At 30.2% G+C, this 23,942-nt stretch carries 25 protein-coding genes and 1 pseudogene; all 26 read left to right on the plus strand.

All coding sequences use genetic code 11. The annotated features are described in order from the left end of the window. Positions 1-156: 156 nt before the first annotated feature. Positions 157-1,298 (plus strand): annotated as a pseudogene (locus KVH43_RS10690) (IS3 family transposase). Positions 1,299-1,628: 330 nt separating this feature from the next. Next, positions 1,629-1,970, plus strand: a complete 342-nt coding sequence (locus KVH43_RS10695; RefSeq protein ID WP_218282516.1) for a hypothetical protein — start codon at positions 1,629-1,631, stop codon at positions 1,968-1,970. Between the two features lie 167 nt (positions 1,971-2,137). Next, positions 2,138-2,272 (plus strand): hypothetical protein, encoded by a 135-nt coding sequence (locus KVH43_RS13305; RefSeq protein ID WP_255547746.1) that lies wholly within the window; start codon positions 2,138-2,140, stop codon positions 2,270-2,272. A gap of 116 nt (positions 2,273-2,388) precedes the next feature. Then, a complete protein-coding gene (locus tag KVH43_RS10700; RefSeq protein ID WP_218282517.1) occupies positions 2,389-4,035 on the plus strand; it encodes a recombinase family protein in 1,647 nt (548 codons plus the stop codon). After that, positions 4,010-4,939, plus strand: coding sequence for a UDP-N-acetylglucosamine 1-carboxyvinyltransferase (gene murA / locus KVH43_RS10705; protein ID WP_218282518.1), 930 nt, complete (start codon positions 4,010-4,012; stop codon positions 4,937-4,939). The genes KVH43_RS10700 and murA overlap by 26 nt, the downstream gene beginning before the upstream one ends. 66 nt (positions 4,940-5,005) lie before the next feature. Then, complete coding sequence (locus KVH43_RS10710; RefSeq protein WP_218282519.1) at positions 5,006-5,755, plus strand: cell division protein FtsQ/DivIB; 750 nt, start codon at positions 5,006-5,008, stop codon at positions 5,753-5,755. A gap of 11 nt (positions 5,756-5,766) precedes the next feature. Next, a complete protein-coding gene (locus KVH43_RS10715) occupies positions 5,767-6,492 on the plus strand; it encodes a DUF881 domain-containing protein (protein WP_218282520.1) in 726 nt (241 codons plus the stop codon). Between the two features lie 13 nt (positions 6,493-6,505). Continuing rightward, positions 6,506-7,228, plus strand: coding sequence for a DUF881 domain-containing protein (locus KVH43_RS10720; protein WP_218282521.1), 723 nt, complete (start codon positions 6,506-6,508; stop codon positions 7,226-7,228). 1 nt (position 7,229) lies between these two features. Beyond that, entirely contained in the window at positions 7,230-7,571 is a 342-nt protein-coding gene (locus tag KVH43_RS10725) for a small basic family protein (RefSeq protein ID WP_218282522.1), read from the plus strand. A 187-nt stretch (positions 7,572-7,758) separates the two neighbouring features. Beyond that, positions 7,759-8,838: a cell division protein FtsZ gene (ftsZ, locus tag KVH43_RS10730; protein WP_218282523.1), complete on the plus strand. Its 1,080-nt coding sequence runs from the start codon at positions 7,759-7,761 to the stop codon at positions 8,836-8,838. A 192-nt stretch (positions 8,839-9,030) separates the two neighbouring features. Beyond that, on the plus strand, positions 9,031-9,927 hold the full coding sequence (spoIIGA, locus tag KVH43_RS10735) for a sigma-E processing peptidase SpoIIGA (RefSeq protein WP_218282524.1): 897 nt from the start codon (positions 9,031-9,033) through the stop codon (positions 9,925-9,927). 37 nt (positions 9,928-9,964) lie between these two features. After that, positions 9,965-10,690 (plus strand): RNA polymerase sporulation sigma factor SigE, encoded by a 726-nt coding sequence (gene sigE, locus KVH43_RS10740; RefSeq protein ID WP_218284149.1) that lies wholly within the window; start codon positions 9,965-9,967, stop codon positions 10,688-10,690. 117 nt (positions 10,691-10,807) lie between these two features. Then, positions 10,808-11,581 (plus strand): RNA polymerase sporulation sigma factor SigG, encoded by a 774-nt coding sequence (gene sigG, locus KVH43_RS10745; protein WP_218282525.1) that lies wholly within the window; start codon positions 10,808-10,810, stop codon positions 11,579-11,581. A 111-nt stretch (positions 11,582-11,692) separates the two neighbouring features. Continuing rightward, positions 11,693-11,965, plus strand: a complete 273-nt coding sequence (locus KVH43_RS10750) for a YlmC/YmxH family sporulation protein (RefSeq protein WP_218282526.1) — start codon at positions 11,693-11,695, stop codon at positions 11,963-11,965. An 89-nt stretch (positions 11,966-12,054) separates the two neighbouring features. After that, entirely contained in the window at positions 12,055-12,510 is a 456-nt protein-coding gene (nrdR, locus tag KVH43_RS10755; RefSeq protein WP_218282527.1) for a transcriptional regulator NrdR, read from the plus strand. Positions 12,511-12,605: 95 nt separating this feature from the next. Then, the gene (gene pgeF, locus KVH43_RS10760; RefSeq protein WP_255547747.1) at positions 12,606-13,424 is read left to right on the plus strand and encodes a peptidoglycan editing factor PgeF; all 819 of its coding nucleotides are present in this window, start codon (positions 12,606-12,608) and stop codon (positions 13,422-13,424) included. A gap of 21 nt (positions 13,425-13,445) precedes the next feature. Then, positions 13,446-14,138: a response regulator transcription factor gene (locus KVH43_RS10765; RefSeq protein ID WP_218282528.1), complete on the plus strand. Its 693-nt coding sequence runs from the start codon at positions 13,446-13,448 to the stop codon at positions 14,136-14,138. A 486-nt stretch (positions 14,139-14,624) separates the two neighbouring features. Continuing rightward, a complete protein-coding gene (gene pnpS, locus KVH43_RS10770) occupies positions 14,625-15,926 on the plus strand; it encodes a two-component system histidine kinase PnpS (protein ID WP_476695949.1) in 1,302 nt (433 codons plus the stop codon). 133 nt (positions 15,927-16,059) lie between these two features. Further along, on the plus strand, positions 16,060-16,920 hold the full coding sequence (locus KVH43_RS10775; RefSeq protein WP_218282530.1) for a phosphate ABC transporter substrate-binding protein: 861 nt from the start codon (positions 16,060-16,062) through the stop codon (positions 16,918-16,920). 440 nt (positions 16,921-17,360) lie between these two features. Then, entirely contained in the window at positions 17,361-18,245 is an 885-nt protein-coding gene (pstC, locus tag KVH43_RS10780) for a phosphate ABC transporter permease subunit PstC (RefSeq protein ID WP_218282531.1), read from the plus strand. Positions 18,246-18,249: 4 nt separating this feature from the next. After that, the gene (pstA, locus tag KVH43_RS10785; RefSeq protein ID WP_218282532.1) at positions 18,250-19,137 is read left to right on the plus strand and encodes a phosphate ABC transporter permease PstA; all 888 of its coding nucleotides are present in this window, start codon (positions 18,250-18,252) and stop codon (positions 19,135-19,137) included. A 15-nt stretch (positions 19,138-19,152) separates the two neighbouring features. After that, a complete protein-coding gene (pstB, locus tag KVH43_RS10790; RefSeq protein ID WP_218282533.1) occupies positions 19,153-19,914 on the plus strand; it encodes a phosphate ABC transporter ATP-binding protein PstB in 762 nt (253 codons plus the stop codon). A gap of 105 nt (positions 19,915-20,019) precedes the next feature. Beyond that, positions 20,020-20,955 (plus strand): YIEGIA family protein, encoded by a 936-nt coding sequence (locus KVH43_RS10795; RefSeq protein ID WP_218282534.1) that lies wholly within the window; start codon positions 20,020-20,022, stop codon positions 20,953-20,955. Beyond that, positions 20,955-21,149 (plus strand): capping complex subunit for YIEGIA, encoded by a 195-nt coding sequence (locus KVH43_RS10800; RefSeq protein WP_218282535.1) that lies wholly within the window; start codon positions 20,955-20,957, stop codon positions 21,147-21,149. Before KVH43_RS10795 ends, KVH43_RS10800 begins: the two co-directional genes overlap by 1 nt. 122 nt (positions 21,150-21,271) lie before the next feature. Continuing rightward, positions 21,272-22,588: a DUF512 domain-containing protein gene (locus KVH43_RS10805; RefSeq protein WP_255547748.1), complete on the plus strand. Its 1,317-nt coding sequence runs from the start codon at positions 21,272-21,274 to the stop codon at positions 22,586-22,588. Between the two features lie 23 nt (positions 22,589-22,611). Beyond that, positions 22,612-23,934 (plus strand): ribosome biogenesis GTPase Der, encoded by a 1,323-nt coding sequence (gene der, locus KVH43_RS10810; RefSeq protein ID WP_218282537.1) that lies wholly within the window; start codon positions 22,612-22,614, stop codon positions 23,932-23,934. Positions 23,935-23,942 lie beyond the last annotated feature (8 nt).

Consider the following 23,942-nt stretch of genomic DNA (forward strand, 5'->3'; position numbering starts at 1 on the left):
AATAAATAATAATAAGTAATAATAATTAAAAAGAAGAGCTGTATTTATTATCCATTATTTAAATAATTTAGTGAGTTAGATAATTGGTGTTAGTATAGTTTTATGGACACAAATTGGTTAAATATATAAAATAATAACTGAGAGGATGTGTCCATAATGAACAATAAAAAATTCAATCAAGATTTTAAAAAGACAATTGTAGATCTTTATTATTCTGGTCGTTCTGTAAAAGAATTAAGCAGCGAATATGGTGTTTCAGATGTCACTATATATAAATGGATTAAAAGATTTTCTCCTATATCTACATCAGATTGAAAAACTACTACATTAAATGATGTAGCAGAATTAAAAAAACAAATTGCACGCCTTCAGGAGGAGAATACTATCTTAAAAAAGGCTATCACCATATTCGCCAAAGCATAAATGACGATCAATTATTTAAAGTTATTACAGAGCAGTCTGATAAACATTCTATACAAGCTATGTGCAAAATACTAGAAGTTTCTCGTAGCTCTTATTATAATGCACTTTGTCATACACCTTCTAATCGAGAACTTGAAAATAAAGAACTAAAAGAAACAATTTATAACATCTATACTCAATCTAAAAGAAGATATGGTGCTCCTAAAATATATCATATGCTTTTAAAAAAAGGATACACAGTTAGCATAAAAAGAGTACAGAGAATAATGCGAAAGCTTGGTATTTATGCTATTACAGTCAAAAAGTATAGACCTTATTCAACAAAACAGAAAGTCATAGAATATCCTAATCTACTTAATCGTGATTTTCAAACCACTGCACTTAATCAAAAATGGGTAACGGATATCACTTATATACATACGATAAAAGATGGATGGTGCTATCTTGCATCTGTTATGGATCTTCATTCTCGTAAAATAATAGGGTATTCATTTGATACTGCTATGACTGTAAATGTAGCCTTACAGGCTGTAAAGAATGCTTATATTTCACAAAACCCTACAGATACACTTGTATTGCATTCCGATTTAGGCTCGCAATATACAAGCATGGAATTTGGGAAGTACCTTAAATCTAAGGGGATACAGCATTCCTTTAGTCGTAAAGGGTGTCCTTATGACAATGCTCCTATTGAATCATTCCATTCTGTATTAAAAAAAGAAGAAATTCATCATGTAAAATATATAGATTTTCATACCGCTAAATTAGCTATATTTGAATACATTGAAAGTTGGTACAATAGAAGTCGTATTCATGGATCATTAAAATATAAAACCCCTCAACAAGTAGAAGATGAGGCTAAAATTGTATGTTAAAAACTAACTTTTTGTTGTCCAAAATATTGACATAGATCCAACCCTATAACTGACACAAATCTAGAAACTATCTTCATACGATTAGATATTTAATAGCTATTTAACTTATTAGAGCATTAAATCAAATATAGACAAGTTTAAATCAATACTAATAGGAATGTTATTAATAAAGATGAGAAAGGAGATTGCTATTGTATCTTGATAAAAGAATCCAAAAGTTAGCCAAAGAGGTGTTCCCATCAATGGAAGAATACCCAATAAACTCTATGACTTCATCTGCAAGTAAAGATAAAGAAGGTAATCCTATTCCTTATTATAGGTGATGATGTAATGATTAAAGCTTTCAGAGCTGACACTAAAGGTGAATGTGAAGTAGAAATTACAACCTTCCTTGAAAGAAATAAAAATGGCATGGGGCAAGATTTGATAATAAGAATAGATTTCTATTATCCAACAGGACACCCATTCTATGAAGCTGTAATTGCTGGTGATTTATTAGATGGACAGAAAGTCTTTGTGAAGGCTCTGGAACAGGTAAATAAGCTTAACATATGGATAGCAAATAAAGATAGGGTAATAGAGAAGGTTTTAAATATAGCTTGGGACTATAGAAAGGCAAAGAAAACATTACTTGAACTACAATATATGGATTCAAACTATGAACACTTATGAACTCTATGTTCATAGGTTAGGAGTTTAGATAGAATTTAAAATACCCATAACTTAATAGAAGAAGTTGTAAATATAGATGTGCTTGAAAATAAAATATATAAAAAATATGAAATATAGACAAGTACCTCCTACATAAGATTTAATAACAGTAATATGAGGAGGTATATATGAGTAAGAATGATAGACTTGTTATTTTTACAAGTTCAAACAAAGATACCTCGGAAGATAAGTTTAAAGAAACACTGCTGAAAATATTACAAATTCACTTTGATAAAGAAATAAAAAGTGATTTGAAGCCTTGAATGAACTGAATTAGAACACTGTGGACAAATAAGCTAAAATATGATATTATAGCTTATTTGGACATGGTGTTTTATTCTTTTATTTAACGAAAAAAGATAAAGGAGTTGAGTTTGAAATGTGTGCATTAGCTCAAAGATATATTAATGATCGTCATAATGAAATTAAAAATAATAATAAACGTGTTTTGATTTATTGTAGAGAAAGTCGTGATGACAACATGGAAAATTATGAAAGAATTGAAACTCAAAGGGATTTATTGCTTGGATACTGTAGTAAAAAAGGATATAATAATATAGTCAAAGTAATTATGCACGATAACATGACAGGTACTGATTTTCAAAGGCTTGATGAAATTAAAAATATGATAAGACGTGGTGAAGTTGATACTATACTAATGAAGGATAGTTCAAGACTTGGAAGAAATCAATATGAGGCTCTTGGGTTTGTTCAATTTATAGAAGAATATGGAGTAGAGTTAGAATTCTATGAAAGAAAATATGATGCTGAATTATTTCCATTAGAAGCATATTTCCACGAAAGACGAGTAAGAGATGACTCCGAAAAAATCCGAGCTACCATAAAAGGTAAAATGGAAAAGGGTGATTTTTTGGTTAGAGCACATTATGGATATAAAAAGGAAGGGAATAAATTAATTGTTGATGAAAATACTGCTTGGGTAGTTAAGAAAATCTTCAACTTATATAAGGAAGGTTATGGGTACAGGGCTATTGCAACTATGTTAACAGAAGAAGGTATTCCAACTCCATCTGCATATAGAAATAACCCAAATAGACCACAAGCAAGCACTTGGATAGCTCAACATGTAAATAGAATTATTAATAATGAAGTTTATACAGGAACTATGGTTTCTGGTAAAACACAAAAGGTTAGTTATAAAAGTAAAAAAACTAAAAGAAAACCAGAAAGTGAATGGATTAGAATAGAAAACCATCATGAAGCTATTATTGATAAGGAAACATTTGAAATATGCAAAAGGATTCGAGAGAAGAAAAGTGACTTTGCCCCTAAAACTAAAAAACCTGCTTTGCTTTCTGGATTTATGGAATGTGGCAGATGTGGAACAGCTATGTATATGATTAGAAAAAAAGGAAGATTAGATGCTTTTGTTTGTGGTAAGTATTTTAAAGAAGGAAAAATTAAACCACATATAGAAGATAGAGGGTGTACTACTCATAGAGTAAGAGAGTCAGATATTAATAATGTAATAAAAAAACATATAGAAAACATGTTAGAAAATCCAGATTATAGGCAATATTTTAATAGTAAGTTAAAAGACACAAGGGAAAAGAAAGAAAGTCAAAGTCATATATTAATGAAACTAGAAAATAATTTAGGTAAATTCAAAGGACAATATGAACAGGTATATAATGACAAGTTAGATGGCAAAATTCCAGAATTCATATTTGAAAAGAAATCAAAAGAGTTAGAAAATAATATTAATATCTTGCAAAAACAAATAGAAGAAATTAAAAATAGGATTAACAACCTAGATAAACTAGAAAGTAATATTGATAAAATTGATGTAGCCATGAAGAACATACGAGAAAATGGATTGTCAAAGGAAGCAGTTGAATTACTAATAAATAAAATTATTGTCTATGATGAATATGAAATTCCAGAAGAAGCAAAGACACTTTACAATATTGATGATATAATGTTCAGCGAAATATATCATAAAGGTGGTATAATAATAGATATGAAATATAACGTACAACATGTTATGTCAAACAGGTGGTTGTGAGATTGGTCCTAGACCTATTGATCTTCATTTGAAAGCCTTAAGAGAATTAGGAGTTAAGATTACAGAATCTCATGGATTTTTGGAGTGTGAAGTGATAAAATTACAGGGAAGCGAGATACTTTTAGATTACCCAAGTGTAGGCGCAACGGAAAATACAATGTTGATTGCAGTTATGGCAAAAGGTACAACAAGAATTAGAAATGCTGCTAAGGAGCCTGAGATTATAGATTTGCAGAACTATTTGAACAAAATGGGTGCAAAGGTATTAGGAGCAGGTACAAGTGAAATTATTATAGAGGGTGTTGATAAGCTTCATAATGTGGAGCATAAAATCATTCCTGATAGAATTGTTGCAGGAACATTAGCTGTGGCAGGGGCTATAACTGGAGGAGAGGTTTTATTAAAAAATGTGATTGTTGATCATATGAAGCCAGTGATAGCTAAATTAAAGGAAGCAGGTGCTTTTGTAATAGAGAAGGATAATAGTGTAAAAATTAATATGCCAAACAGCATTAAGGCAGTTGAAATGATAAAGACTTTACCATATCCAGGATTTCCAACAGATATGCAAGCTCAATTTATGTCCCTTATGACTGTGGCTAAGGGTACAAGTATTATTACAGAAACTGTTTTTGAAAATAGATATAAGCATGTAGATGAATTAACAAGAATGGGCGCTAAAATAAAAATTGATGGTAGAGTTGCTGTTGTACAAGGGGTAAAAAAACTTACAGGTGCAAAGGTATATGCAAAGGATTTAAGAGGAGGAGCTGCTTTAGTATTAGCAGGACTTGTAGCTGATGGAGTTACTATGATTGATAATATTAAACATATTGATAGAGGATATGATGAACTAGATAAGATGTTAGAAAAATTAGGTGCCTATATTTATAGGATTGATTAAGAGACAGCTTATGCTGCTCTTAAGTAATAAAAAATGAATGGACAAACCCTATAAAGGTGAGAAGCTATGAAAAAATATCATAAAAGCATTGATAAAAAAGTAAAAGCAAGAAAAAAAGGAATTATATTTTTGATTATGATTTTAGTAAGTGTGGTTTCTTTTATTATTATATTTAAAACAGACATTTTTAAAATAAAAAAAATAGAAGTTTATGGAAATACAACTATATCAAAAGAGGAAATCGTAGCTGAATCGGGAATTATTTTAGGTAATCATATTTTGAAGGAAAGTATAAAAGATATAGAGTCCAATTTATATAACAATCCTTACGTAAAAACAGCTGATGTAAAAAGAAAACTACCAGATAGAATGGTTATTCAGATAGTAGAAAGAGAAGAAGAAGCAGCTATTCCTTTTATGAATGAGTTTTTAATTATTGATGAAGATGGAATGGTTCTTAGGTCTTCTACGAGCAATGGCAATTTAAAAATTATAAAAGGTCTTGAATTTACAAATTTTATAGAAGGTGCAATTTTAACAGTAAAGGATAAATCACAATTAAGTAAAGCACTTGAAATTGTGAGAGGGATTAATAAAAATCAAATACTTATAAAGGAATTAGATGTAACAAATAAAAAAGATATAATTATAAAATTTACTGATAATTTGAGCTGTAAAATAGGAGAAGGAAATAATTTGGATTATCGATTAAAGGTATTAAAGAAAATATTAGAAGATTTGAATCAAAAGAAAATTATAAGGGGTGTTATTGATATAAGCCATGAAGGTTATCCAAGCTATAGGCCTGTAGAATAGGAGGAGGCAGCATGAAAAATATCAAAGCACAACTAGCTATTGGGTTAGTATGCATTGTTTTAGGTGTGGTAATAGCTTTACAATTCAAAACTGTACAAACCAATTTAGGAGGAGTAGCTCCTGTCCAAAAAGCACAGGAATTAGCTGCTGAACTAAAGAAAATTAGGGAAGAGAAAGAGGCTTTATTAGAGGAAGTAAATTCATTAGAAGCAAAAATGAAGGAAATAGAAGATGCAGAATCTAAAAAAAATGTTTTGGTAAAAAATATGAGTGCAGAGCTAGAAAAGTATAAAATAATATCAGGACTTAGAAAAGTAAAAGGTCCGGGAATAGTAGTTGTTGTAGATGATCCACCAATGGATCCAGAGTTTTTAACAGATAGTACGATTATGTATAACTATGAGTTGCTCTTAAGCTTAATTAATAAATTGAATGATGCAGGAGCAGAAGCTATTTCTATAAATGATCAAAGATTTGTTTCACGTACAGAGATTAATCTTGCAGGTAGCAACGTAAATATTAATGCAGTTCCAACAGCACCACCCTTTATCATTAAAGCGATAGGTAATCCAGATACGCTTGAATCAGCACTAAATATAAGATTTGGTATTGTTGATCACATGAAAAGTATGTACAACCTTCAGGTATCCGTAAAAAAGCAAGATGAAGTGGTTATTCCTAGATATAATGAAGTTATAAAATTTAGGTATGCTAAGCCTGTTGAGGATACGGAGTAATTGAGGTGAATTCATGAAACGAGGTGTATGGGAATTTAATATTTTGATGCTTTGTATAATAGTAGGATTATTATTTGCACTACAGTTTAAAAATGTTAAGGGACAGTATGAATATGTACCGCTTAAAGTTATTCATGATTATAAGGTGTTGATTGAAAGAGAGAATAAGGAAATAAAAAATCTTAAAGATATGATTGCTGATAGAGAAAATAAAATTGAAGAATATGAAAAAATACAAGAAGAAGGTGGGAAATTTAAGGAAGCTTTATTAAAAGAATTAAAAGAAGAAAAATTTAGAAGTGGATTTATGGATATGGAAGGTCCTGGAATCATTTTGACTTTAGATGATGGAACGAGAGAATTAGAAGAAGGAGAAGATCCAAACGATGTTTTAGTTCATGATTTAGATATATTGAGTATTATCAATGATCTAAAAGTGGCAGGAGCAGAAGCAATATCTATCAATGGACAGCGATTATTAGCAAATAGTGAAATAAGCTGTGGAGGACATAGTATGCGCATTAATAATCAGTTTTTTGCGCAACCATTTATTATCAAAGCTATAGGAGATCCTAAAAAGCTAGAGGCAGCTTTAACAGCACCGGTAAGTACTGGAGAATTATTAAAAATGTATGGTCTTTATGTGGAGGTAAACACAAGCTTAAATATAAAAATACCTAAGTATTCTGAAGAAATCAATTTTAGGTATTTAAAAGTATCAGAAGAAGGTGAATAAATTGTTAATAGCAATTATTGGTTTAATTATAGGTATTTTGCTAGGCTTATATCTTCCAATTACCTATCCAACATCTTACTCATTGTATATGTCTGTAGCAATATTAGCAGCTTTAGATACGGTTTTTGGAGGATTAAGAGCATATATGGAAGAAAAATTTAATGTTAGTATATTTATTACAGGTTTTTTTGGCAATGCTATTTTAGCAGGACTTTTAGGATATATTGGTGATAGACTTGGTGTTCCATTATATTATGCTGCAATTTTTACCTTTGGAGGAAGACTGTTTAACAACTTTGCAATGTTAAGAAGACATTTTATTGAAAAAATAGGACAGAAATGAAGTTTTTATTATAAAAAAAGAGGATATTTGCTGAACGTGTTGAATTAAATTATAATGGTTATTCTATAAAATAATATAAAAGAGGATAAATAAGTAAAAAAGGAATCCTTGATAGATAAAAATTATTTTTAGATGATTTAATTGGACTAGTTGATTATTTTCATAGTTCTATGGAGGAGGTAAACGTATGTTAGAATTCGATGTGGATATGGAGCAGTTTGCCCAAATAAAGGTTATTGGAGTTGGAGGCGGCGGGAATAATGCTGTCAATAGAATGATTGAATCTCAGCTTAAAGGAGTACAGTTTATAGCAGTAAATACTGATAGACAAGCTTTATTTACATCAAAGGCTGAGTATAAAATCCAGATAGGAGAAAAGCTTACAAAGGGATTAGGAGCAGGGGCTAATCCTGATATCGGTAGAAAAGCTGCTGAGGAAAGCAGGGAAGATATCTGTCAAGCACTACAAGGAGCTGATATGGTATTTGTAACAGCTGGAATGGGTGGAGGAACTGGAACAGGTGCTGCACCTGTTGTAGCTCAGATTGCGAAGGAAATGGGAATTTTAACAGTAGGGGTTGTAACAAAACCATTTACCTTTGAGGGAAAAAGAAGAATGCAGCATGCAGAACTAGGGATAAATCAGTTAAAGGATAAAGTAGATACACTAGTAACTATTCCAAATGATAGGCTGTTGCAGATTGCTGAAAAGAAGACATCGATCATGGATGCTTTTAAAATTGCTGATGATGTATTAAAACAAGGTGTACAAGGTATATCAGATCTAATAGCAGTTCCTGGTCTTGTAAATTTAGACTTTGCAGATGTAAAGACTATTATGTTTGAACAAGGCTTAGCGCATATGGGAGTAGGTAGAGTAAGTGGAGAAAATCGTGCAGCTGAAGCTGCTAAACAGGCTATACAAAGTCCATTGCTTGAAACTTCTATACAAGGTGCAAAAGGTGTGCTTCTTAATATTACAGGTGGACAGAACTTAGGATTATTTGAAGTTAATGAAGCAGCAGAGTTAGTTGCACAAGCAGCAGACCCTGATGCAAATATTATATTTGGTGCAGTAATAGATGAAAATTTAAAAGACGAATTGATTATTACTGTAATTGCTACTGGGTTTGAAAATAACAAAAGCAATATAGAAAAGCCTGTAACAAATAAGGAAGAGTCTAATGAAGAAAAAAATGAAGTAGATCATCAAGATACTTTTAATGATGATTTAGATATTCCTACATTTTTAAGAAGAAGAAGATAAACTTTAGGTCGTTTAGGAAACTAAACGACCTTTTGTCGTATGTTAAGAGATTTATTTTTTGGAAATTATGTTTTTTTCGACTTCAGAGAATGACAAAGTTTTAAGAGAAATTCATATATAATAGTCATAAACAAAAGGACATTTGAATAATTGTGTAACAAGTAAAAGAATCTCCTAAATGGAGGAATGCATATGTTTGAAGTTTATGGAGAGTATTTGTTTATTGAAAACTTGCTTATGAATTGGCTGATCCTTCATTTAACAAGTTATTTTAGCAAAGCACAGATTCCTAAATATAGAGTATGGCTTGGTGCAGCTGTAGGAGCTTGCTATGCTTTTGTGATATTTTTTCCTTCACTAGAGTTTATGTATACCTTTGTTATGAAAATAGTTGTCTCTATATTTATTATTATTATTACATTTACACCATACAAATTTATGGATTTTTTTAAAATATTAGCAATTTTTTATCTAATTTCATTTATGTTTGGTGGAGCAGCTTTTGCATTATTTTACTTTACGGATCTAAATGGATTGTTAAGTAATGGTATATACTATATTGGAAATTTTTCAGTAAAACTATTGATTTATTCTGGAATTGTTGCATATATTTTAATTCGATTTTGTTGGGATTATATACAAGTTAAGATTTCTAGAGAAAAAATATATATTCCTGTAAAAATAGAAGTTGAAAATCACATTAGCCAACTGAATGGATTGCTAGATACAGGAAATGCATTATTAGACCCATTGTCTAGATATCCAGTAATTATTGTAGAGTATGATGCTATAAAAGATTTATTGCCTAAAGATGTACAAAATGTTTTTAATAAATCTCAAGATGTTAATTTAGATTTAATCTCTAAAATATTTCAAACAACAGAATGGATGAATCGCTTTAGGGTAATACCTTTTAAGTCGTTGGGAAAAGAAAATGGTATGTTAATAGGTTTTAAACCTGATTTTGTAAAAATAAAAGATGAAAAAAATTTAAAATGTATAAAAAATATTATTGTAGGTGTTTATACAAAAAAGTTATCTCAAAATGGAGAATATACAGCTTTATTACATCCAGATATTTTAAAGTAATTTATTCATCAGAGGAGGAGGCGTTATAGTGTTAGATATGATCAAGAAGGCAAAATTATACTTTAGGATATTTTTATTTAAAATATCAAGAAAATTCAGAAGTGCAAAAGAAGATAGTATATTTTATATTGGAGGCAGTGAAGCGTTACCTCCTCCTTTAAGTTCAGAAGAAGAGTTATTTCTTGTGGACAGACTGGGAGAAGATGACGGAGCAATAAGAACAATTTTAATTGAAAGAAATTTAAGGTTAGTAGTTTACATAGCAAGAAAGTTTGAAAATACAGGAATTGGGGTGGAGGATCTTATATCAATAGGAACTATAGGACTTATTAAGGCTGTGAATACATTTGATCCAGAAAAGAAAATAAAATTAGCTACTTATGCATCAAGATGTATTGAAAATGAAATATTAATGTATTTAAGGAGAAATAGCAAGGCAAAAGCGGAGATTTCTTTTGATGAACCCCTCAATATTGATTGGGACGGTAATGAACTTTTGCTTTCAGATATATTAGGAACAGATAATGATTTGATCTATAAGTTTTTAGAGGAGGAAGTAGACCGACAATTATTAGAAATAGCATTGAAAAAGTTATCTAATAGAGAGAAAAAAATAATGGAGTTAAGATTTGGATTAAATAATGGGGTAGAAAAAACACAAAAAGAAGTGGCAGATTTATTAGGGATTTCCCAATCTTATATTTCAAGACTTGAAAAGAGGATTATTTCAAGATTGAGAAAAGAAATAAAAAGATTAACATAAGCAGCAGAAATGCTGCTTTATAATTTTTTGAACAAAACCTAAAGTATAAAGAAAAAATAATCAGGCAATAATTTTTTATGTAAGGGGGCAATAATCCATAGAAATGGAGGAATTGTCATGCACATCAATAAAGTAGAAATATGTGGTGTAAACACATCAAAATTACCAGTACTTACTAATGAAGAGATGAGAAAGTTATTTGGAAAAATTCATCAAGGAGATTTATCAGCAAGAGAGGAATTTATTCGAGGAAATTTAAGATTAGTGTTGAGTGTTATACAAAGATTTAATAATAGAGGAGAGCATGTAGATGATTTATTTCAAGTTGGATGCATTGGATTAATAAAAGCAATAGATAATTTTGATCTGAGTCATAATGTGAAATTTTCTACATATGCTGTACCGATGATTATAGGAGAAATCAGAAGATATTTAAGAGATAACAATTCAATACGAGTGAGTAGATCCCTAAGAGATACAGCTTATAAAGCATTACAAGTAAGAGATCAGCTTATTAATAAGAATTCTAAGGAGCCAAATATTTCAGAAATTGCAAAAGCATTAAATATTCCTAGAGAGGAAGTTGTATTTGCATTAGATGCTATTCAAGATCCTATATCATTATTTGAACCTATTTATCATGATAGTGGAGATGCTATTTTTGTAATGGATCAAGTGAGTGATGAAAAAAGTGAAGATGAAACTTGGCTAGAAGGAATTGCACTGCGGGAGGCACTAAGAAAGTTAAGTGATAGAGAAAAACATATTTTAACTTTGAGATTTTTTGAAGGAAGAACACAAATGGAAGTTGCAGAAGAAATTGGCATTTCTCAAGCACAAGTTTCAAGATTAGAAAAAACAGCTTTAAAACATATGAGAAAGTATATATAACAAAAGCAAATTTTTGCTTTTGTTTTTTTGTGGAAATACACATATATTTTAAGTCAAGCTTATATATTATAACAAAAGGTGTAAAGATGAAAATATAAAGTAGGTGATAAAATGATTAGTACTTCTGATTTAAGAGAAAAGGAAATTATAAATATAATAGATGGCAGAAGATTAGGCTTTGTATCAGATATTGAAGTGAATTTAGAAAAGGGAAGAATAGAGGCTTTGATTGTTCCGGGACCTGGGAGGTTTTTAAGTTTTTTTGGGAAAAACAATGACTATATTATTACATGGAATGAAATAAAAAAAATAGGGATAGATATAATACTTGTAGAATTAAAGAGCGAAATTATTACACAAGAAAAAGAAGAGGAAAAAAATTAGTAGACATACTAAATATAGCATATTATAATTTGAGTAACACCATAGAATGATTCAGTAATTTTACGATTGTGTAATAGGAGGGATGATAGATGAATTGTCCATTTTGTGAGTATTTTGATACAAAAGTTGTAGATTCAAGACCTACTGAAGAGGGTCAAGCTATTAGAAGAAGAAGAGAATGTAGCAAGTGCAAAAAAAGATTTACTACATATGAAAAAATAGAAGAAATTCCTTTAATTGTAATCAAGAAAGATGGCAATAGAGAAGCATTTAATAGAAATAAAATACTCAATGGGATTATTAGATCTTGTGAAAAAAGGCCTGTATCTATGAAGGATATTGAAAGCATAGTAGATGACATAGAAAAGAATCTTCATAATACTATGGAGAAGGAGATAAGAAGTGCTTATATAGGCGAATTAGTGATGAATCGGTTAAAGGATTTAGACGAGGTTGCATATGTGCGATTTGCATCTGTATATAGACAATTCAAAGATCTTAATACGTTTATGGAGGAGCTAAGAAAAATGATTAATGAAAAATAATTTAAGAGTAATGATAGATAATAGCAAGTTATATAACTTGCTATTATTTAAATGGATGGAAAGTAAAAATTTATAAAGAGCGGAGGAAGAGGATTGTGAATAATTTTATAGAGCATAAAACTAAAAAAGGAATGTTATATTATTCAATTCCTAGCTTTGATGAGACAAAATTGGTAAAAAATTGTTTTACTAGCAGAATAGGTGGTGTAAGTAAGGGTCAATATGAAACGTTGAATCTTGGATTAAAAACTGATGATCTAAGAGAAAATATTATAGAAAATTTTAGATTGCTGTGCGAAGGATTGGAAATATCTATAAACCATTTAGTTTTTTCTGATCAGATTCATGGGGATAATATAAAAATTGTAAGAAAAGAGGACCGTGGGAAAGGGATTATAAAAGATAGTGATATTATTGGAGTAGATGCACTAATTACAAATGAAAAAAAAATAGCTTTAGTTACAGTATATGCTGATTGTGTGCCTATATTTTTGCTAGATCCGGTCAATAAAGTAATAGCACTAGCTCATGCAGGTTGGAGGGGAACTGTTCTAAAAATCGGACAAAAGGTAATAAAAAAAATGGTGGAAGAATTTAAAACAAATCCTCAAGATTGTCTTGCTGCAATCGGTCCATCTATAGGTAAATGTTGTTATGAAGTAGATGAAGGTGTAATCGATGAATTTAACAAAAACTTTACAAACCTAGATAAATTCGTATTTTTCAAAGGAAATAGCAAGTATATGCTTGATTTATGGCAAGCGAACAAAATTACATTGGAGGAAATCGGAGTTTTAGAAAGAAATATAACAATAAGCAATATGTGTACCATGTGCAATCAAGAAGTTTTATTTTCTTATCGAGGAGATAAAGGGGTAACTGGTAGAATGGCTGCAATAATGGAATTAATATAGAAAGCTAGAAGGAGAGATAGGATGAAAAAAAAGAAAGTTTTAGTCGTAGATGATGAACAGCATATTATAGAATTGATTCAATTTAATTTAGAGAGTAATGGATATGATGTAATAACTAGTGAAAATGGTGAAGATGCTATAGTTATTGCACAAGAAGAGATGCCAGATGTGATTATATTAGATTTAATGTTGCCAGGGATAGATGGTTTTGAAGCATGTAAAAAAATTAGGAATAATGAAAAAACAAGGAAAATACCTATTATCATGTTAACTGCTAAAGGTGAAGAGACAGATAAAGTATTAGGATTAGAATTAGGTGCAGATGATTATTTAACAAAACCTTTTAGTGTACGTGAGCTTATTGCAAGGATTAAAGCTATCTTAAGAAGGTTTGAAGAAATTCCTAAAGAAGTTGTAAAAAATATTAAAGTCAATGATATTGTCATAGATGTAGAAAAGCATGAAGTAACAAAAAATGGAGAACATATAGAATTGACGCTTAAAGAATTTGAATTACTTAAAATACTGGCAAAGAATAGAGGAAAAGTTTTATCAAGAAATTTTTTGTTAGATGAAATTTGGGGATACGATTATTTTGGTGAAACAAGGACAGTAGATGTTCATATAAGACATTTAAGAAAGAAAATTGAGGATAATGATAAATATCCTATATATATTGAAACAATAAGAGGTATAGGGTATAAGATGAAATAGGTGAGAAATATGCAAAAGAAAATTTTTATAACATATACTATACTTATTTTGATAGGAATTATATTAACGGGGCTACTGCCCCTTAATTTTGTAAGAACAAGTTATGTTAAAAATATAGAGAATAAATTAACAACTAATGCAAATCTTATTAATCAATTTGTAAAAGAAAAGGCAGAAGAAATTTCTTTTGAACATATAGATTTTTCTCAATATGCTAATGAATATGCAGAGCAGATTGATGCAAGAGTAACGTTTATTAATAAGATGGGAAAGGTTATTGGAGATTCAGAAATTGGTCAGAAAAGGTTATCAGAAATAGAAAGTCATTTATATAGACCAGAAGTGAAAAAAGCATTAAAAGGTGAAGTTGGAAAAAGTAAACGATGGAGTACGACAACAGAGATGGATTATATCTATATTGCAGTTCCTATCAAAATAGGGGATGAAATTTATGGGGTTACAAGATTGGCTTTTCCATTAACTGAGATGAAGAAGCTAAATTATAAGCTTTTTGAGAATACGCTGGTTGCTGCTTTTTGCGGGTTGTTGGTAACGACTGTGTTAGGTTATAGATTCGTAAATAGCGTGACACGACCAATTAAGGAAATTACAAGGACAGCTAAAAGAATTGCAAACGGTAGTTTTGGAGACAAAGTATATATTAAAAGCAATGATGAAATCGGAATATTGGCAGATACCTTTAATATTATGTCAGAAAAGTTAAATGAGACTATTTCTGAAATTCAGGATAAAAATACAAAGCTTCAATCAATATTAGCTAGCATGAACGAGGCTCTTTTTGCTGTTGATAAATCTTATAAAATTATTTTAATTAATCCAGTAGCTATGGAATTGTTTCATGTTGAAGATGAAAATGTATATGGAAAACATATTTTAGAAGTTGTCAGAAATAATAAGCTACATGATGTATTGATGGATATTATTTATAATAAAAATGTAGGAGAAAGGGAAATTACTATTGATTATCCTGAAGTTAAAATACTAAAGATATATACAAACTTTATAAGATTAGATATGGATCCTAATAGAATTATTGGTGTTATGGCACTTATTCAAGATGTAACAGAAATGAGGAAATTAGAAAATATGCGTACGGAGTTTGTGGCAAATGTATCTCATGAGTTAAAGACTCCTTTAACTTCAATTAGTGGTTTTATTGAAACATTAAAAAATGGTGCTATGGATAATGAAAAAGTAAGAAATAGGTTTTTAGATATTATAGATATTGAAACAGAACGATTAACAAGATTGATTGATGATTTACTTACTCTTTCAGCTATTGAGAATCATAAACTTGCTAAAAAGAGAGATGAAATTATTATAAAAGAAATTATCCGTGAAATGAATATGATGGTACAAGCATTGGCAAAGCAAAAGAGCATTACCTATAGTACAGAGTTAGAGGCTAATTTACCACCTATTTATGGCAATCGGGATTTATTTAAGCAGATGATTTTGAACCTTGTGGAAAATGCAATTAAATATACGCCAAAGAATGGACAAGTGAAGGTATTATCTTATAAAAGATATGATCACATTTTTATAGTAGTAAAGGATACAGGAATAGGGATACCGAAAGAGCATATACCAAGGCTATTTGAACGGTTTTATAGGGTGGATAAGGCTAGATCAAGAAAAGTAGGAGGTACAGGCTTAGGATTAGCTATTGTGAAGCATATTGTATTCTCCTTTGATGGAGATATTAAGGTAAATAGTAAATTAGGAAAAGGCTCTGAGTTTATTGTAAAAATTCCTATAATCGAGTAGGAGGATTATCTACCTCCTACTCGATTTTTAACATCTATTTAACAAGCTCTTTATTTTTATTTAACATAAGAGAATTATACTATGTATGTAAATTAAAGGAATATTCATAAAAAAATGAATGGGGGAAAGTAAAATGAAAAAGCTTTTATCATTAGCTTTAGTATGTATGCTAGTTATTGTTATGTTAGCAGGTTGTACAAGTAACGGTGAACCAGTACAAGAGAAAACAGGAGAAAACACGTTATCAGGAAAAATCGTTATTGCAGGTTCTACATCTGTACAGCCATTATCAGAAGAGTTAGCAGCAGTATTTATGGAAAAATATCCAGAAGTAGCTGTAGAAGTACAAGGTGGGGGTTCAAGTGTTGGTGTAAAATCAGCAGTAGATAAAATTGCTGATATTGGTGCTGCTTCCAGAGAAATTAAAGAATCAGAAAAGGAATTTGGATTAACAGAGTATGTTATCGCAAAGGATGGAATTGCTGTTGTAGTCAATCCATTTAATGAAGTAGAAGATCTAACATTAGAACAAATAAAGAAAATATTTACTGGAGAAATCACAAATTGGAAAGAGGTTGGAGGAAAGGATCAAGCAATAACAGTTGTAAGTAGAGAAGAAGGTTCAGGTACAAGAGGGGCATTTGTAGAAATTACAAAAGTACAAAAAAAGGATGCAGAAGGCAAAAAAGTTGACAAGACTACTGTAAATGCATTGGTTCAACCTTCAACAGGTGCTGTAAAACAAACGGTAGCAAACACGCCTGCTGCAATTGGATATATTTCAATGGGGGCAGTAGATGATACAGTAAAACCTGTAAAAGTAGAAGGTGTAGAAGCAACAGAAGAAAATGCTAAAGCAGGGACTTATAAGATCACAAGACCTTTCTTATATTTAACGAAGGGTGATGAATCAGAAATTGTTAAAGCTTATATTGAGTTTGTTTTAAATGAAGGACAAGAAATTGTAAAAGAGGAATTTATCTCAGTAAAATAATTCAGTAAGCTACGGTGGATTTGATATCCTCCCATTTGATAAACATAAGATGGCTAAAAGTCATCTTATGTTTATTTTAAATATATTTTTTGTTTATAGATAAACAACATCAACATTAAAAAAGAAATATATAAAGATAAGTGAATGACTTCGATAACTTTTGTAAAAAAACTTACTGAAATTTCATGAAAAATACGTTAATAACCTTCATTGTTTGAACGAAGTGAGTTTTGAAGGTTTAGTATTTTTTCATGGAATGAAGTTTTGTTTTTTCAAAAGTTATCTGGAATGAACTATCTTTTATATTTTATTTTGAAGTTGTTTACCTATAGAAATGAAATTAACATTTAATTAACATAGAATTAATCTTTATATAAAGAATGGAGTTTAAGATTAGGTTATGAGGAATAATTATTAAAGCATTTGGGAGGAATTTTGGTATGAAGAAGTATGAAAAAATTATTGAAAGCATTCTCTTGATTTGTGCAGTAGTGGCAACTTTATCTGTATTTTTAATCACTTTATTTATTTTTAAAGAAGGTTTACCAATACTTAAAGAGTATGGTATAACAAATTTTTTATTTGGAAAAACATGGAGTCCAACAAATGGTTATTATGGTGCATTTCCTATGATTATAGGGTCAATATCAGTAACTTTAGGGGCTTTGATAATAGGCGTTCCTATGGGGATAACTTGTGCAGTGTTTTTAGCTGAAATAGCTCCAAAGCATATTGTAAAAGTATTTAAACCTGCGATTGAATTATTAGCAGGAATACCATCTGTCGTATATGGATTTTTTGGATTATCTATTCTTGTTCCTTTTATAAGAATACACATATTGCCGATTGTACAAAAATTAAATCCAGATGCTTATACATCCGGATATAGTATTTTAGCGGGAGCTATTATTCTTGCTGTTATGATTTTACCAACTATTGTAAATGTTTCTGAAAACGCAATAAGATCTGTACCAGTTGAGTATAAGCAAGGTTCTATTGCTTTAGGTGCATCTCATTTTGAAACTATTACAAAAGTAATTATCCCTGCAGCAAGATCTGGTATTATAGCTTCTGTTGTTTTAGGAATGGGAAGGGCTGTTGGAGAAACAATGGCTGTAATTCTTATTACAGGAAATATGCCTAAAGTTCCAGGAAGCTTATTAGATTCTGTTTCTACATTAACAGGAACAATTGCAATGGAGATGGGATATGCAACTCCTATGCATCAAAAGGCATTGTTTGCTACTGGGATTATATTGTTTATGTTTATTATGCTGTTGAATATTACTGCAACAGGAACAATGAAAAGACTGGGGGCGAAGTAGAAAAATGGTTGTAAATACAAAGGTTCATATAGGAAAAATAGCAATAAAAAAGAAAAATTTAAACTTAAAAGAAAAAATAGCTTATTTATGGGTATATTTTGCAGTAACATTGACGACTTTAATCTTGTTATCCATTATTGGATATGTGCTTTTAAATGGTGTAAAGCATATAAATATAGACTTTTTTATAAAAGAGCCTAAAAGTATGGGAAGAAGTGGTGGAATTTTTTCTATTATTGCTGGAACTATATATTTAAGTATTGTGTCTATTGCTATAGCTACACCAATAGGAGTTTGTGCAGCTATATATTTAACAGAATATGCTAAAGATAATAAGTTTGTAAAGCTTATAAGATTTGGCATTGAAATATTAGCAGGAATTCCTTCTATTATATTTGGATTATTCGGATTTGTGTTTTTTGTAATATTTTTAAAGTTAAGATGGTCAATTTTATCAGGGGGATTAACACTTGCATTGATGATTTTGCCAACACTTATTCGTGCTACTGAAGAATCTATTAAAACAGTTCCTCAATCATATAGAGAAGGTAGTTTAGCTCTTGGAGCTACTAAGTGGGAAACAATTGTAAAGGTTGTATTACCAAGTAGTATATCAGGTATATTAACAGGATTAATATTAGGAATTGGTAGAGCTATAGGAGAAACTGCTGCAGTTATGCTGACTGCAGGGAGTGCTTTAGGATTACCAAAAACAATTATGGATCCAGCTAGAACCATGTCTGTTCATTTATACCTATTAGCTTCAGAAGGGATATCAAAGGAAAAAACTTTTGCAACAGCATCAGTACTGATTGTACTCGTTTTATTAATCAATTTTTTAGCAAATATGATTGTAAATAAATATATGAAAAGCACTAGGACTGCATCTTAGAGAGGAGATAAAGATATGTTAAACAATACTAAGATTATGGTGAGAAATTTAAATCTTTTTTATGGAGAATTTCAAGCATTAAAAGATATCAATATAGATATTAAAGAAAACAAGATTACGGCTCTTATAGGTCCTTCAGGATGTGGCAAATCAACATTTTTAAGAACTTTAAATAGAATGAATGATTTAATAGATCATGTAAGGATTAATGGGCAAATTCTTTTAGATGGATTAGATATTTATGATTCTCAATGTGATTTGATTACTTTGAGAAGAAATGTAGGAATGGTTTTTCAAAAGCCTAATCCCTTTCCTAAAACAGTATATGAAAACATAGCTTATGGACCTAAAATACATGGTATAAAAGAAAAATCAACTTTAGATGAAATTGTAGAAAAAAGTTTAAGAGGAGCAGCCCTTTGGGATGAAGTGAAAGATCGATTAGATAAACCAGCCTTAGGATTATCTGGTGGACAGCAGCAAAGATTATGCATAGCAAGGTGTTTAGCTGTTGAACCAGATGTCATCTTAATGGATGAACCAACTTCAGCACTAGATCCTATATCTACGCTAAAGATTGAGAATCTATTAGAGGAGTTGAAAAAAGATTATACAATTGTTATTGTTACACATAATATGCAGCAGGCAGGAAGGGTATCAGATGAAACAGCTTTCTTCCTTAATGGAGAGATTATCGAGATGAATTTAACAGATAGTATTTTTTCTAAACCAAAAGATAAAAGAACGAAAGATTATATTACAGGAAGATTTGGTTAAAAGTTGGAGGGATGGTTATGAGAGAATGATGAAAAGAATTGTCTCATAAAACAAACTAAAAAACAAATAATAATATAAACACATAGAAAATTTAGGAGGTTGTTTATGAACAAATTTGGCGTTCAAATTATTGTATCTATTATTATGGGATTATTAGCAAGAATTTATATGATTCGAATTGATCAAAGACAATATCCTAGCTATCCACAGGGATTAATTTCTCACCTAACGTTAGGAGTGATTGCAGCATCTCTTGGAGCTGTAGCATTGCCTGCTTTGGTACAAAAGGAGTATAGTGCAGTGACTTTTTTGGCTTTAGCTGCACAACAGTTTAGAGATGTTCGCAATATGGAAAGACAAAGTCTTGACAACATAGAAGGAACAGAGTTGGTTCCACGAGGAACAGCTTATATAGAAGATATTGCAAAGGCTTTTGAAGCAAGAAACTATATGGTCATTATTACTTCACTCATGACAAGTATTACAATCTATTTTATAAAGATAATAAAATTTCCTATGTATTTACAAATATTTTTTGGGATATTGGTCGGTTCTATTACAGCATTAATATTAAAAAGGTTATTATCAAGGCAATTAATTATGGAAATAGCAACGGTAAGGCCTGCACATATTCATTTTAATGGTCCTTTACTTATGGTAAATGATGTTGTGATTATGAATATAGGACTAAAAGGATCAAGAAAAATTTATGAAGAAACGGGAATTGCTGTGGAAATAATACCCAATGATGCAAATGCGAGAGCGACTCTTGCAAACATTGGTCAAAGACAAGCAATACAGCATAACGCTACAATTCAATTAGGTATTCGAAAGGATGTGGATGAACCAGATTTTACACCTATTGCTAGAAGAAATCCTCATAATGGAAATATTGTTATGGCGATTATTCCTATGGAACCGAATATAGATTTATTAGTAGAGGCAGTAAACAAAACACCTGTTCTTGAAACTGCAAAAAGAAAGCCTTTAGAATCAAAGAAAGGGCCAATAAAAAATAATAAGTTGAAAGGAGAACTTTAATGGATTTTGGGATTAAAGACAATATTATTGCAATTATAACTACTGATAGAAGTATGGTATCTACAACAACAGTACCTGTATTTTATGCAAAGACAGAAGAACAGAAAGAAAAAATTGCCCTTTTAGTATCTAAAATAACAATGGGAATGGTACATGATCTTGAAAATGGTTCTTATGTTATTGTGAAGCATTAAGGATAATCTTGACGATTTATGAAAGTACATGATATGATTATGAGTCAGGATGCATAAGAATGATTTTTATGATATAATATTAGTATCAGGTACTAAAACTAGATTTTAAGTAGGTGTTAATTGTGGAAGAACAAGAGCAAAAAAATATTATTTCAAAGATTTATCCAAAAAGCAAAGCACAGAAATTAGGTATAGAAAAGGGCGATAAACTGCTAAAAATAAATAATGAGCCTATTGAAGATATTATTGAATATATGTTTTTGACAGCAGATGAGTATTTAGAAATTGAAATTGAAAAAAAAGATGGATGCATCAAAAAATATACAGTATACAAAGATTTTGATGAAGAATTAGGAATTGAGTTTAAAAATCCAATTATTGATAAAGCAAGAAGCTGTAAGAACAAATGTATATTTTGTTTTATAGATCAATTGCCTAAAAATATGAGAAAAACTTTATACTTTAAGGATGATGATTCGAGACTTTCTTTTCTTCAAGGAAATTTTATTACACTGACTAATATGTCTGATTATGATCTTGAAAAGATTATAAGATATAGAATTAGTCCTATAAATATTTCTATACATACTACAGACCCAGAATTACGGGTGAAAATGTTAAATAATAAACATGCAAAAAACATTTATGAAAGGTTGCAAAAGCTTGCAAATGCAGGGATTAGCATGAATGGACAGATAGTTTTATGTAGAGATATAAATGATAAAGAAAATTTAGATAAAACCATTAAGGATTTATCTAATCTTTATCCAAATATACATAGTTTAGCCATTGTCCCTGTAGGGATTACTAAATTTAGAGAAGGATTATATCCTCTGACTATTTTTGATCGGGAATCAGCAACACAAGTGATAAAACAGGTAGAAGAGTGGCAAAACCACTTATTAAAGAAAATAAATACTCGCTTTGTATATTTATCTGATGAATTTTATGTTCTTGCAAATAAGAAGCTTCCTGATTATGATGAGTATGAGGGGTTTCCTCAGATAGAAAACGGCGTAGGGCTTATGACAAAATTTGAAGATGAAATGATTAATTATTTAAAAAAATTGAGTGCAAGGAATATAGAAAAAAAAGTGAGCATTGCTACTGGAAAATCTGCCAAAGCTTTTATAAGTAGGTTATGCAAGGAAATCGAAAAAAAATTTCATGGCTTAAAGATTAATGTGTTTGAAATAAAAAATAAATTTTTTGGAGAGACAATTACTGTAGCAGGTTTAATTACAGGAACAGATTTAATTGAACAATTAAAAGATGAAGATTTAGGAGAAGCATTAATTATATCATCATGTATGTTAAAGAGAGATGAACCAATTTTTTTAGATGATTTATCAGTAGAAGATTTAGAAAAAGCATTAAACATAAAAGTAATAGTTTCAAAAGTAGATGGAAAAGATTTTGTTGATAAAATAATACAATAAATATAAATATTGGAGGTGTTTTTATGGCTAAGCCAGTTGTAGCAATAGTGGGAAGACCTAATGTAGGAAAATCCACTTTTTTTAATAAACTTGCTGGAAAAAGGATTGCTATTGTAGAAGATAAACCAGGAGTTACAAGGGATAGAATTTATACAGAGGTTGAATGGTTAAATCATTCCTTTACTTTAATTGATACAGGAGGATTAGAGCCTGAATCAAAGGATATTATATTATCTCAAATGAGAAATCAAGCAAAAATTGCTATTCAAACAGCAGATGTTATTGTTTTTATGGTGGATGGAAGAGCTGGACTTGTGGCTGCAGATGAGGAAATAGGAAATTTACTTAGAAGAACAGGCAAGCCTGTACTTTTAGTAGTAAATAAAGTTGATACAAGCAAATTGCCAGATTCATTTTATGATTTTTATCAATTAGGATTAGGCGATCCTTTTCCTATATCTTCAACAAATGCATTAGGATTAGGGGATTTGTTAGATGAGATTATTGCAAGATTTCCAGAAAAACAAGATGAAGATTATGAAGAGGATACTATAAAGGTAGCAGTTATTGGAAAGCCGAATGTTGGAAAATCCTCTATCATTAATACAATTTTAGGAGAAGAAAGAGTTATCGTAAGTGATATTGCAGGTACTACAAGAGATGCTATTGATACGCCATTTACTCATGGTGAAGATAAATATGTGTTTATTGATACAGCAGGAATAAGAAGAAAAAGTAGAGTAAATGAAGATATTGAAAAATATAGTGTTGTTAGATCACTTAATGCAATAGAGAGAGCAAATGTATGTATGCTTATGATTGATGCTACGGAAGGTGTAACAGAACAAGATAAAAAAATAGCAGGTTATGCTCATGAAGAAGGAAAAGCTAGTGTGATTGTTGTAAATAAATGGGATTTAGTACAAAAAGAGACAAATACCATGAATCAATATATTAAGGATATAAGAAAGGAATTGGCTTTTATGCCTTATGCACCAATTCTTTTTGTATCAGCAGTTACAAAACAAAGAGTTAATCAAATTCTTGAAACAATAAAATTTATTTCTAATCAGCATTCAATGAGAGTGCCAACAGGTAGATTAAATGATGTAATTGGAGAAGCAATATTATTAAATCAGCCACCATCAGATAAAGGAAAGAGACTTAAGATATTCTATGTTACACAAATTTCTGTGAGACCGCCTAAATTCGTTATTTTTGTAAATAATAGAGAGCTTACTCATTTTTCTTATACTAGATATATTGAGAATAAGATTAGAGAAGCCTTTGGCTTTGAAGGAACTCCAATGAGTATATTGTATAGAGAAAAGGGTGAAGATATATAAGAATTTTA

Source organism: Crassaminicella indica (genome assembly GCF_019203185.1).
Lineage (GTDB): Bacteria > Bacillota > Clostridia > Peptostreptococcales > Thermotaleaceae > Crassaminicella > Crassaminicella indica.